This window comes from Tritonibacter mobilis, assembly GCF_001681715.1.
Lineage (GTDB): Bacteria > Pseudomonadota > Alphaproteobacteria > Rhodobacterales > Rhodobacteraceae > Epibacterium > Epibacterium mobile.
Map to the genome: position 1 here is coordinate 17,444 of NZ_LNWY01000014.1, position 12,446 is coordinate 29,889.

A 12,446-nucleotide genomic window follows, 5' to 3' on the forward strand; every position below is an offset into this window, starting at 1 on the left:
TGGCTAAGTCATGTGGAAAAGTGACGTTTTTCGGGTGGAAACCCGCTAAATCTGCGTCCATACTCGACATAAGGGACGCGTTGGGCCGCAGCGCGTAACAAGAACAAAGGCGAGATAATAAGCAAATGGCTTCGGACAGACAGAATCTTCAGGACGCTTTCCTGAACCACGTTCGCAAAACAAAAGTTCCAGTCACAATCTTTCTGATCAACGGTGTGAAACTGCAGGGCGTGATCACCTGGTTCGACAACTTCTGTGTGCTGCTGCGCCGCGATGGCCAGTCGCAGCTTGTATACAAGCATGCGATTTCGACCATCATGCCGGCCCAGCCGATCAGTCTCTATGAGGGTGAAGACTCCAATTGATGGAGCATGATAGGAAGCAGACCCGCGCCTGGGTCCTGCATCCGGATATCAAATCAGACAGGGATCGTCGCAACGCTGTTACGGCGCTCGAAGAGGGTGTGGCGCTTGCCGCCGCACTCCCCGACCTCGAAGTGGTCGGGGCGAAAGTCGTGGGTTTGCCCAAGGCGCATCCCGGTATGCTGTTTGGTTCCGGCAAGATCGAAGAGCTGAAGACGCTGTTCAAGGCGGAGGAGGTGGAACTGGTCCTGATTGATGGCCCAGTCAGCCCGGTCCAACAGCGCAATTTGGAAAAAGCCTGGAAGGTGAAGATTTTGGACCGGACCGGTCTGATTTTAGAAATCTTCTCAGATCGTGCGCGCACCCGTGAGGGTGTATTGCAGGTGGAGATGGCTGCGCTCAGCTACCAGCGCACGCGTCTGGTGCGGGCCTGGACTCACCTGGAACGTCAGCGCGGTGGACTTGGCTTCGTCGGCGGCCCCGGCGAAACTCAGATCGAGGCTGACCGCCGCGCCATTGACGAGCAACTTGTGCGGTTGCGTCGCCAGCTCGATAAGGTGGTGAAAACCCGGACGCTGCATCGCGCGGCGCGGGCCAAGATCCCTTATCCGATTGTTGCGCTTGTGGGCTATACCAACGCGGGAAAATCCACACTGTTCAATCGGTTAACGGGTGCAGATGTGATGGCCAAAGATATGCTCTTTGCCACACTTGACCCAACCATGCGCCGTGTCGAGTTGCCCGACGGACCCGAAGTGATCTTGTCTGATACGGTGGGCTTCATCTCTGATCTGCCGACCGAGCTGGTCGCCTCCTTCCGTGCGACACTGGAGGAAGTGTTGGCGGCGGATGTGATCCTGCATGTACGCGACATCAGTCACAGCGACACCGAAAATCAGGCCGAAGATGTAGAGCAGATCCTCAATTCCCTCGGTGTGGATGAGGATCGCGCGTTGATTGAGGTCTGGAACAAGATCGACCAACTCTCAGAAGAGGAAGCAGATGCCTGTCGTCAACGCGCTGAGCGTAGCGAGGAGCTATATGCGATCTCTGCGATCACTGGCGAGGGCCTGCCGGAACTTCTGAATAACATCGCGCTGAAATTGCAGGGCGTGCGTCATCATGAGGTGCTGCACCTCGATTTTTCACAAGGCAAGCAGCGCGCATGGTTGTTCAAACAGGATGTCGTCCAAGAGGAAGAGCAAACCGATACGGGGTTTGAGATTTCTGTACGCTGGACCGACAAGCAAAAAGCACAATACGCAGCGCTCTAGGGCGCTGCGTATTCTCTTGCCCGATCAGTCACGCGGCAAAATGCGTGTGACGCCGACGGCGGCAGCCCGCGCCAGATTTTCATCCAGAGACATCGGAATATATTCGCCGCGACGCCAATATTGCGCCATGTCGTCGTAGTAGCGCGACAGGAAATGGCCCGATTGTCCGGTGGCGATGATAAAGACGGAACTATCAGGATCGGCAAAATCATAGACCCCGCGATAACCGGCTCCATGCACGTTATTAAAGGGCTCTGGCTCCTCACCGGAGGTCAAACCGCGCTGCAGGGTGTTATCTCCGCCACTGGTGGACTGGCGAATATTTACGAAATACCGCAGCAACGGCACGTCGCCTAGAACCTCGTGATCTTGGGTCGCCTGATGGGCATCCCCCCAGCGCAGGCTCTCTAGCGTGCTGCCGTAATTCTCGCTGATATAGACCAGCGCGTCATCCAGTGCGAGCCGCGCCATATCGGTGCAGCTTTCGATCGGTGCGCTTTGCGCGACATCGCACCAAGCAGACGCACCATCTACATTGCGGAACACCCGTTCCAAGAACAATGGCTCTACTCGGGTATATGCATCAGCCAACGGGCCAAGATCATCTTCGATCAGGCGTTTTTGCAAAGCACGGACCCAACTTGCATAGATCAATGGTTCGGGCAGATGTTCGTTCATCTCGCCGTTCCACTCCGCCAGCAAGGACAGCGCGATATGGCGTTGTCGCTCTGGCGTGCCATCCGCAGCGGCTTCGCCAGTGAACCAAAGATCTGCGCCAATCAACGGCAAGAGGGTCTGAGCGCTGTAGGACACGGTATCAAGCTGCGCCTCGATAAAGCTGTCGCGGGTATGGACCTCGCGTCCTTGCATCAATTTGCGCCAACGATTGATCCGCTGGGTGTCGCCCCATGCGTAGGTCACATGGTTCGGAAAAGGGCGCTCGAGCAGCTTGTTGTTGGTATTGCCAAGAATACCGCCGCTGGGTGAGACAAACTCCGGGTTGGCCGCATAGGGCAGCCGCCCTTGCCAGCGGTTTTCACGCCGCCATCCTTGATTGGGCAAACGGCCCTGGCTTTGGTTGCGCAGATCGCGGTCGGGCATCACACCGATGGTTTTCAAGGCGATGGTCTCTTGATCCGCAAGCGTGACGTTCTGCGACGGCGCGATGAATTTCTCTCCGGCGTCAATGGCTTGCTGCACGTTCTCAGATCGCATCAAGTCCAACGCTGCCGTAATGGATGTGTCCTCACGCGACAGGGCAGTCCAGCCAAGGCTCACCACATGGCCGGGAGGCGTGATCGATGCGAGATCAAATAATGAGCCGGGCAACACGGGCCCATTTTCCGTCCATCGCAGGGTCAGCGTGAGCGGTGCACTGCCCTTGATCTGAACGATAGAGGGACGAGACGTGAATTCCTGATAGCCGTTCGGGGTCAGGTATTCCTGCGGATTGTCAGGGTTGATCTTCTCGATAAACAGATCCTGGTCGTCCAGATAGGATGATGTCAGCCCCCAACCCATTTTTTGCGACCGCCCGGTCAGCACCGCTGGAATACCTGGAATCGTGCCACCGATCACGCCACCCGTGCCGAGTTCGAGCCGCGCCAGATACCATGTGCCCGGCGCGGTCAGGGTCATATGCGGATCGTTTGCAAGCAGGGTGCCACCCGCAGCGGAGCGGCTGGGCGCCGCAGCCCATGCATTGGAAGCGCCGCCAAGGCCGCGCGGGGCAACTGGCATCAGTGCGGCATATTGCGGGTCAGCCAAATTAAGGCCATCTAATCCAGGAAACAGGCTGGTGTATTCCGGCAGCGTTGCGGTGCCAGATCCCGGCGCATCCGGCAGGATATCAAGCAGCCGTTTGGGGTCATCCAGCGCGATCGAGGTTTGGGCGCGCAGGATTTCTTCTTGCATGTTCGAAGACAGCTGCACCGCCATCAGTTTCATAATCGCGATACTGTCAGCTGGCTGCCATGGCGCAATCGGCATGTTAAACAGGAACATTTCCGGTGCGCCACGACCAAGAGCATTCTCGTTTACTTCCTGAAGGCGCGCATTGACGCCCGCAGAATAAGCCGTCAGCGCGCGCAAAGCTTCGGGGCTTTGCGAGGATACGGAACTGCGCGCTGCGCCGTAAAGATCAAGGCGGCGCAAAAAACTGTCTGTTTTAACGGTGCGTGGGCCGAACACTTCTGACAGACGCCCTTGGGCAGTCCGCCGCATCACTGCCATTTGCCAGAGTCGGTCTTGCGCATGGGCATAGCCCAACCCAAAAAACACATCCTCATCCGAAGCACCAAAGCTGCCAAAAATATGGGGAACATTGGCATTGTCGCGCACAATCTCGACCGGAGCAGTGGGGCCGGGTAGGGCGATTTCCTTATTGTACTCCGGCAGGCTTTGCGCCGCCAAAAAATAGACCAGGATCGCCCCCAGAACCCCAAGCAGAATCGTGCCGGCTGTCAGGCGTAGGAGCCAGCGGAAAAGGCGTGCCATTCGTTGTCTATTCCCTTGGTATTTCGGTGTTTGTTGCCAAGCCGCATTGCGCTTTAGGCCGGTGCTGCTAGGGTTGGCGCCAACATATGCGAAGACAGAACAGGGGGAAAGGACATGGCAAAAATTGCGTTCCTTGGATTGGGCGTCATGGGCTATCCAATGGCGGCACATCTGCAAAAGGCAGGGCATTCTGTAACCGTTTACAACCGTACAAGCGCAAAGGCGGAAAGTTGGGCAAGCGAGACAGGCGGCAGTTTCGCGCCGACACCTAAATCAGCCGCGGAAGGTGCGGATTTCGTGATGGCCTGCGTGGGCAACGATGACGATCTGCGGTCAGTCTGTTTGGGCGATGACGGTGCTTTTGCGGGAATGAAGGCAGGAGCAATCTTTGTCGATCATACCACCGTCTCGGCGCAAGTGACTGCGCAGCTTTATAGTGCTGCAAAAAAATCAGGGATCGGTTTTGTCGACGCACCTATTTCCGGCGGCCAGGCGGGTGCCGAAAATGGTGTCTTGTCGATCATGTGCGGAGGAGACGCTGACCATTTTGACAAGGCTGCCCCCGTCATGGAGGCATATTCACGCATTTGCCGCCGTATCGGCGAGAGCGGTGCGGGGCAAATGACCAAGATGTGCAACCAGATCGCAATTGCAGGGCTGGTACAGGGTCTGAGCGAAGCGCTCCATTTTGCAGAAAAAGCGGGTCTTGATGGGCGTGCGGTGGTTGAGGTGATTAGTCAGGGAGCCGCAGGCAGTTGGCAAATGGCCAATCGCTATGAGACCATGCTTGACGATCACTTTGATCATGGTTTTGCGGTGGACTGGATGCGCAAGGATCTCGGGATCTGTCTCGACACAGGAGATGATATTGGCGCGAGCCTGCCGGTGACCGCGCTCGTCGATCAGTTCTACAAGGACGTGCAAAAGCTCGGCGGTGGCCGTTGGGACACCTCTTCTCTTATCAAACGTCTGCGCGCGATGGGCTGAAACAACAAAGCCTCCCTAAATGAAGGGAGGCTTTTATCTATCTGATATTTATGAATATCAGGGGATAATGCGCGTATATTTGGAGCCTTCGATGGTGGCACCGATGCGAATGCCTGCCTGACCAAACACCGCAGCAACAACCGGCGCCGTCAGCGTGTTGGTGTCAGCGGTCAATGCATCGCCTTCATCCATCACGACATATTCAAGATCTGCACCGGCGGTCCAACCGGAGGAGCGGCGGAAACGGGCCAAAGCGGCATCGGTCATAAAGAACAGCACATGCGAATATTGCTGCGCGCCCATTTGCAGACCGGCATTGCCCTTGAGTGCCGCGTAGTAATCAACGGTCGCGCCATTGATCCGCAGCGCACCGCGTCCATAGGCCCCGCCAAAAATAAACCCGGCCTCAGTGACGAGCGGCATCACCAGCATACCGGCCGATTTACTGGCAAGATCGCGCGTGCCGGGGTAACGGTCATACATTTGGTTGAGCGTTGCATTCACTCGTGCGTCGATTTTCACATCATTTGTGTTGCCAATACCATTGCTACACGCGGCGGTTGCACCAATGGCGGCGAGACCGGTTGCGGTAAACGCACGTCGGGAAAGACGAGATTTAGAAGTGTCCATTTTGATACCTGCTCATGGAATTTAGCGCTTAATACGCCTTGTTTGGCGACACTATATGCATAATCCGCGTGGCTGTCATGTCGAAGACTGTCAAATTGAGCAGGTTCCTGCCGGGGGAACCTGCCGTACCGCTTATCCCTGCAGCAACCGGGCCACTTGCGGGGCGAAATATGTCAATACACCATCGCAACCGGCACGGCGAAAGGCCATCAGGCTTTCTAGCATGACTTTCTCACCATCGATCCAGCCATTGAGCGCAGCGGCCTGGATCATCGCGTATTCGCCAGAGACCTGATAGGCGAAGGTGGGAACCGAGAACTCTTCTTTTACACGGTGACAGATATCGAGATATGGCAGACCGGGTTTCACCATGACCATATCCGCCCCTTCGCGCAGATCGCGGGCGATCATACGCATGGCTTCGTTGGTATTGGCAGGGTCCATTTGGTAGGTCTTCTTATCCCCGGTCAGCGCACCCGATGCTCCCACCGCATCACGGAATGGGCCATAAAACCCGGAGGCGTATTTTGCGGAATAAGATAGGATCGTAACGTTCTGAAATCCCTTGCTTTCAAGCGCGGACCGCATCGCGCCGATACGACCATCCATCATATCTGAAGGGCCAATGATATCGGCGCCAGCTTCGGCTTGCGCCATCGTCATCTTGACCAGGGCCTCAACGGTTTCGTCATTGCGAATTTCGCCATCAATCACAAAGCCATCATGACCGTTGATGTTATAGGGATCGAGCGCCACGTCGGTCATCACTGCAAGGTCAGGCACCGCTGCCTTGATCCCGCGAATGGCCCGATTGCAGAGATTTTCAGGGTTCCACGCCTCAGCGCAATCCTCTGTTTTTAGCGAGGGATCAGTATACGGAAAGAGGCAGATCGCCGGAATGCCGAGCGCGTGGGCATCAATCGCGGCCTCAACGACTTTATCCACGGATCGACGCACCACGCCGGGCATGGAGGGAACGGGTTCCTCGATACCTTCTCCGTCGCGTACAAAAACGGGCCAGATCAAATCATTCACCGACAGTTCATTCTCTCGCGTCAGGTTGCGCACTGCGGCTGAGGCACGCAGGCGACGAGGGCGGGAAGCGGGGAAAGGCGCGCTGACGTAGGGCATCTGGGTCTCTTACACTGTTCTGGTGCTTATGGGTTGCATGGAACAGAGGTGTTCACAAGTGCCCGATCCGCGCATTTCTGACGCAGCAGTACTTGTGTCGCAGGGCGTGGCGATGGATACAGGGCGGGTGCGCAGATATGCACCACGGACAATAACCTATCAGGGAATAAACGCGCCTTGGATCTGTTTAGTATCATCTTCGAACTGATTGACCTTCGGTCGTTTTCTAATCTGTGGTACTGGATTGCGCTGGCGGTGTTATGGTCCTCAGCCAGCCATTGGGTACTTGGTGTTCCCTTTGACATGGTTGGACGGGCCGCAAAACACGGTGGCGAGGCGGCGCAAGATTTGCAGGATGCTGTTCGTATCCAGGTGAACAGGCTGATATATATCTCTGATGTATCAGGATTTATCCTGACAGCATTTGCGTTTTTTGCAGTGACGACATTGCTGATGCTCGGGTTTGTGTATCACGTTGAATTTGCGCAAGCCGTGGTGCTGATGTTGCTGCCGATGTATATCGTGGGGTTCATAAATTTGCGCACTGCACGAGCATTGCGGGCACCTCACGATGACGAAGCTCTGCGCAAGAGGCTGACGCACACGCGGATTATGATCCAATTGGTTGGTGTCGCGTCCATCTTTGTGACAGCCCTTTGGGGTATGTATCAAAATTTGACAATCGGCGTGCTCGGCTGAGCGGCGAACACGAAGAACAAGGAAGACTCATGTCACAGCAATCCGTCGTCATGGGGGGCGCGCCCGAAGGGTTCGACGCGCGTCTGGTTCTGAAGGAAATGACGCGCGGTGGTAAACCGGTGCTGCATATCGCGCGCGATGACAAACGGATGGAGGCAATGCGATCCGCGCTGCGGTTTGTTGCGCCTGACGTTCCCGTTGTCATTTTTCCCGGCTGGGATTGTCTGCCGTATGATCGCGTGTCTCCAAACGCAGATATCTCTGCGGCGCGGATGGCGACGCTTGCGGCTTTGGTGCATGGGCTGCCACAGCAGTTCATCTTGCTCACCACGCTCAACGCAGCCATGCAACGTGTCCCGGCGCGGGAAGTTCTGAAAGAGGCTGCGTTCTCTGCGCGCGTGAACTCCAGAATAGATGAAGATGCACTCCGCAGGTTCCTGGTTCGTATGGGGTTTTCACAAAGCCCAACTGTGATGGAACCCGGTGACTACGCTGTGCGTGGCGGCATTATCGATATCTTTCCACCGGGAGAAAGTGGCCCGGTGCGGTTGGATCTGTTCGGCGACACCTTGGATGGTGCGCGTCGGTTTGATCCCGCCACCCAACGTACGACAGAAAAACTCGATCTGGTGGAACTGGCCCCGGTGTCTGAGGTCATCCTTGACGAGGCCGCCATCACGCGTTTTCGCCAGAACTACCGCATTGAGTTTGGGGCAGCTGGCAGTGATGATCCGCTCTATGAGGCCGTAAGTGCCGGTCGCAAACATCAGGGGATGGAGCATTGGCTGCCGTTTTTCCATGAGCGGCTGGAGACATTGTTCGACTACCTGCCCGGAGCCACGGTCACATTGGATGATCAACTGACGCCCGCGCGGGTGGCGCGTTGGGACAGTATCGTTGACCAATATGAAACTCGCAAAATCGCGATGGACACCAAGGGACGGATGGATTCGGTCTATAAGCCGACACCCCCGAAGAACCTGTACCTTGATGAGGCCGCATGGAGCGACCAGATCAGCGCGCACCGCGCGGTGCAGTTTCATCCCCTGCCGCAGGCGTCTGGTCCCGGCGTGGTGGATGCTGGCGGGCGCATCGGGCGCAACTTTGCACCTGAACGCCAGCAAGAAAGTATAAGCCTTTTTGGTGCCTTGGCGGACCATATTAAAGCAAAGCTGACCAAAGGGCCGGTGATTGTCGCCTCTTATTCAGAAGGTGCGCGCGAAAGGTTGAGCGGCCTGATCGAGGATGAAGGGCTAGCTGAGACAATCGCGGTTTCTGATGGGCGCAGGATTGGCAAAGCGGGTCTGCATCTGGCCGTCTGGGCGCTGGAGCACGGGTTCGAAGCGCCTGATATGACGGTAATTTCCGAGCAAGACGTGCTCGGTGATCGCCTGATCCGAAAACCCAAACGCCGCCGCAAAGCCGAGAATTTCCTGACCGAGGCGCAATCGCTCTCTCCGGGGGATCTTGTTGTCCATGTCGATCACGGCATTGGTCGTTACATCGGGCTGGAGGTGGTTACAGCCGCCGGTGCAGCACATGAGTGTTTGTTGCTGGAATATGCCGAAGAATCAAAGCTCTATTTGCCAGTTGAGAATATCGAACTGCTGTCCAAATACGGTCATGACGAAGGGCTGTTGGACAAGCTTGGCGGCGGCGCATGGCAGGCTAAAAAGGCACGCCTGAAGGAGCGTATTCGCGAGATGGCGGATCGATTGATCCGTATTGCCGCCGAACGCGCATTGCGCAAAGCGCCAGCCATGGATCCACCGCCGCACGCATGGGAGGAGTTCTCGGCACGGTTCCCTTATCAGGAAACCGACGATCAGCTGCGGGCCATTGAGGACGTGATGAGTGATCTGAACTCTGGCCAGCCGATGGATCGCCTGATCTGCGGCGATGTGGGCTTTGGTAAGACAGAAGTGGCGATGCGCGCCGCCTTTGTCGCAGCAATGTCTGGGCTACAGGTCGCCATTGTTGCCCCGACCACATTGCTCGCCCGTCAGCACGCGGCTGGTTTCAAAGAGAGGTTTAGAGGATTTCCTCTAGAAGTCAGGCAGCTATCGCGGTTTGTTCCCGCAAAAGAAGCCAGTCAAACGCGCGAGGGTCTGGCCAAAGGTACGGTTGATATCGTTGTCGGCACCCATGCGTTGCTGGCCAAGAACATTCGCTTTCAAAATCTTGGCCTTCTGATCATTGATGAGGAACAGCATTTTGGCGTGGCTCACAAGGAGCGCCTGAAACAGCTCAGATCCGATATTCATGTGCTCACCCTGACCGCAACACCAATTCCGCGCACACTTCAACTTAGCCTCACAGGGGTGCGTGATCTTTCGATTATTGGGACACCGCCCGTGGATCGCCTTGCCATTCGCACATATGTGACGGAGTTCGATGCCATTACCATTCGCGAGGCGCTGCTGCGGGAACACTATCGCGGTGGGCAGAGTTTCTACGTGGTGCCGCGGATCTCTGATTTGCCGGAAATTGAGGCCTTCCTTCAGGAGCAACTGCCGGAGCTTAGCTATGTGGTGGCAAACGGTCAGATGGCGGCAGGGGAACTCGACGACCGGATGAACGCCTTTTACGACGGGAAATACGATGTCCTGCTGGCGACGACGATTGTGGAATCTGGTCTCGATATCCCGACCGCCAACACGATGGTGGTGCATCGCGCAGATATGTTCGGGTTGGCTCAGCTCTATCAAATCCGGGGGCGTGTTGGACGCTCAAAGACGCGCGCCTATGCGTATCTCACCACAAAACCGCGCCAGAAGCTGACTGATAGCGCAGAAAAACGTCTGCGTGTTTTGGGATCTCTCGATACTCTAGGAGCAGGATTTACTCTTGCATCTCAGGACCTTGATATCCGGGGTGCAGGTAACTTGCTGGGGGAAGAACAGTCCGGCCAGATGCGCGATGTTGGCTATGAGCTTTACCAGTCGATGCTCGAAGAGGCGATCGCCAAGATCAAATCCGGAGAGGTCGAGGGGCTGGTCGAGGGAGATGAACAATGGGCGCCGCAGATTAATCTCGGGGTGCCGGTCCTCATTCCGGAAACCTATGTTCCAGATCTGGACGTGCGACTGGGGCTCTACCGCCGTCTGTCGTCACTGACATCAAAAGTCGAACTGGAGGGGTTTGCCGCCGAGCTGATTGACCGATTTGGGAAATTGCCTAAGGAGGTCAATACGTTGATGCTTGTTGTTCGGATTAAGGCGATGTGCAAAAAGGCAGGTATTGCCAAGCTGGATGGCGGGCCCAAAGGCGCGACCATTCAGTTCCACAACGACAAGTTCGCCTCTCCGCAAGGCCTTGTCGAGTTCATTCAGTCGCAGGATGGTTTGGCGAAGGTGAAGGATAATAAGATCGTTGTCCGCCGTGACTGGCGTAAAGACAGCGATAAGATCAAAGGTGCGTTTGCGATTGCGCGGGATCTGGCAGAGAAGATCGTCGCAGAACGTAAGAAAGCCAAAACGAGCTGATATCGCCCTATAAATGTCACGCAACGCATTGTGAAAAATATAAAAAGCCCCTCGCAGGTTCCGACAGCGAGGGGCTTTTTTTGTTTATGCGGGGGCTGTCATCGCCTCAACGCGGCCCATCCAGACCATTACCGCAAAGGCGAGAGCTGCAGTGCACAGAACGCCGCCAACCATCGGCACAACGGTTCCATCAAACAACAACCCGATCGGAGCGGCGATGAATGCCGCAGCCACGGTTGAGATCGCTCCCATAACCGATGCGGCCATGCCCGCGATATGACCCATCGGCTCCATCGCGATCGCGTTCAGATTTCCAAGTGTCAGCCCGACCATGAAGAACACGCTCGTCTGCCAGAACACAAAAGTATAGAAACTCATTGGATCGCTCAGCGACAGCCCCGTCAGAGCGAACATTGCTGTGCTGATCAGGATCTGCGCGCCCAAAGCCCATGTCACCATACGCCGCATCCCAACACGCCCAACGAGCGACGCATTCAACAGGCTGGCGGTACCGGCCATCAGCGCGACAATCATGAACCAGAACGGAAAGCTCTCTCCACGGTCAAAGACCACATCATAAACGGGCTGTACCATGATGATAACAGTAAACAACATGGACATGCAGAACGTCTGTGCGAGGATTGATAGGCGCACGGTTGGGTGGCTGACCATCTCTCGTAGGGCACCGATCAGTTGCGGCAGGCGGAACGGACGTCTGTTTTCTTTCTTCAGCGGTTCTTCGAGGCGCACCCCCATCCAAAGGACTGTGATCAGCGAGAACACAGCAAAAGCGGCAAAGATACCGCGCCAGCTGGAGATGGCGATAATGCCGCTACCCAAAAGCGGCGCAAATGCGGGAACCAAGGTGAAGACCATCATCGCAAGCGACATGATCCTCGCCATGTCACGACCGACATAGAGATCGCGAACAATCGCAAGCGCAACGACGCGTGGCGCGGCTGCACCTAGCCCCATCAGGAGGCGCGAAAACAGAATGGTTTCGAGCGACTGGCTGAAATAGGAGGCGAGCGCGCCGAGACAATAAAGGCTGCATCCGGCAAAGATCACCGGTTTACGGCCAAAGGCATCGGACAATGGGCCGGTAAAGAAGGTCCCAAGCCCCATACCCATCACAAAGGATGTAACAATCAACTGAGCCTGATTTACATCATCCGGGCTCAGAGTGGCGCCAATATCCGGCAAGGCGGGCAGCATCGCATCAATCGAGAAAGCGATTGTGGCGAACATCATGGCGATCATGGCGATAAATTCGCCCTGCGACAGTGCTTTTTTGCGTGTTTCAATCATGTGTAACCTCTCACGGAGGCAAGAACGGGAGCGGACATTGCTCCGGGTTCGACCACCGGCACGTATGGCGCTAA

The 12,446-nt window shown here is 56.2% G+C and carries 9 protein-coding genes; 5 read left to right on the plus strand and 4 right to left on the minus strand.

All coding sequences use genetic code 11. The features are described 5' to 3' along the window. Positions 1–125 precede the first annotated feature (125 nt). Positions 126–365, plus strand: a complete 240-nt coding sequence (hfq, locus tag UB90_RS13615; protein WP_005611588.1) for an RNA chaperone Hfq — start codon at positions 126–128, stop codon at positions 363–365. Then, positions 365–1,636 carry a GTPase HflX gene (gene hflX / locus UB90_RS13620; RefSeq protein ID WP_065324092.1) on the plus strand — a complete coding sequence of 424 codons (1,272 nt, stop codon included), beginning with the start codon at positions 365–367 and terminating at the stop codon, positions 1,634–1,636. The genes hfq and hflX overlap by 1 nt, the downstream gene beginning before the upstream one ends. Before the next feature lie 24 nt (positions 1,637–1,660). On the opposite strand, the gene UB90_RS13625 is transcribed toward hflX, so the two are convergent. Next, positions 1,661–4,132 carry a penicillin acylase family protein gene (locus UB90_RS13625; protein ID WP_065324091.1) on the minus strand — a complete coding sequence of 824 codons (2,472 nt, stop codon included), beginning with the start codon at positions 4,130–4,132 and terminating at the stop codon, positions 1,661–1,663. Positions 4,133–4,216: 84 nt separating this feature from the next. Between UB90_RS13625 and UB90_RS13630 the strand changes: the two genes are divergently transcribed. Then, entirely contained in the window at positions 4,217–5,119 is a 903-nt protein-coding gene (locus tag UB90_RS13630; RefSeq protein WP_328585766.1) for an NAD(P)-dependent oxidoreductase, read from the plus strand. Between the two features lie 57 nt (positions 5,120–5,176). Here UB90_RS13630 and UB90_RS13635 read toward each other — a convergent pair whose 3' ends face one another. Together UB90_RS13635 and hemB are read right to left on the minus strand one after the other, a co-directional pair. Beyond that, positions 5,177–5,749, minus strand: coding sequence for a lipid-binding SYLF domain-containing protein (locus UB90_RS13635; RefSeq protein ID WP_065321865.1), 573 nt, complete (start codon positions 5,747–5,749; stop codon positions 5,177–5,179). A gap of 132 nt (positions 5,750–5,881) precedes the next feature. Continuing rightward, on the minus strand, positions 5,882–6,880 hold the full coding sequence (gene hemB, locus UB90_RS13640; RefSeq protein WP_065324089.1) for a porphobilinogen synthase: 999 nt from the start codon (positions 6,878–6,880) through the stop codon (positions 5,882–5,884). 177 nt (positions 6,881–7,057) lie between these two features. Here hemB and UB90_RS13645 point away from each other — a divergent pair, with 177 nt between their 5' ends. Continuing rightward, a complete protein-coding gene (locus UB90_RS13645; protein ID WP_009176521.1) occupies positions 7,058–7,579 on the plus strand; it encodes a hypothetical protein in 522 nt (173 codons plus the stop codon). 29 nt (positions 7,580–7,608) lie between these two features. Continuing rightward, positions 7,609–11,064 carry a transcription-repair coupling factor gene (gene mfd, locus UB90_RS13650; RefSeq protein WP_065324088.1) on the plus strand — a complete coding sequence of 1,152 codons (3,456 nt, stop codon included), beginning with the start codon at positions 7,609–7,611 and terminating at the stop codon, positions 11,062–11,064. An 84-nt stretch (positions 11,065–11,148) separates the two neighbouring features. Here the strand turns inward: mfd and UB90_RS13655 are convergent, their stop codons facing one another. After that, the gene (locus UB90_RS13655; RefSeq protein WP_065324087.1) at positions 11,149–12,372 is read right to left on the minus strand and encodes a multidrug effflux MFS transporter; all 1,224 of its coding nucleotides are present in this window, start codon (positions 12,370–12,372) and stop codon (positions 11,149–11,151) included. Positions 12,373–12,446 lie beyond the last annotated feature (74 nt).

Excerpts from the sequence above, each read along its gene's own strand:
- UB90_RS13635 (WP_065321865.1), bottom strand. The coding sequence starts at position 5,749 with ATGGACACTTCTAAATCTCGTCTTTCCCGACGTGCGTTTACCGCAACC.
- hflX (WP_065324092.1), top strand. The coding sequence starts at position 365 with ATGGAGCATGATAGGAAGCAGACCCGCGCCTGGGTCCTGCATCCGGAT.
- hemB (WP_065324089.1), bottom strand. The coding sequence starts at position 6,880 with ATGCCCTACGTCAGCGCGCCTTTCCCCGCTTCCCGCCCTCGTCGCCTG.
- UB90_RS13625 (WP_065324091.1), bottom strand. The coding sequence starts at position 4,132 with ATGGCACGCCTTTTCCGCTGGCTCCTACGCCTGACAGCCGGCACGATT.
- hfq (WP_005611588.1), top strand. The coding sequence starts at position 126 with ATGGCTTCGGACAGACAGAATCTTCAGGACGCTTTCCTGAACCACGTT.
- UB90_RS13655 (WP_065324087.1), bottom strand. The coding sequence starts at position 12,372 with ATGATTGAAACACGCAAAAAAGCACTGTCGCAGGGCGAATTTATCGCC.
- mfd (WP_065324088.1), top strand. The coding sequence starts at position 7,609 with ATGTCACAGCAATCCGTCGTCATGGGGGGCGCGCCCGAAGGGTTCGAC.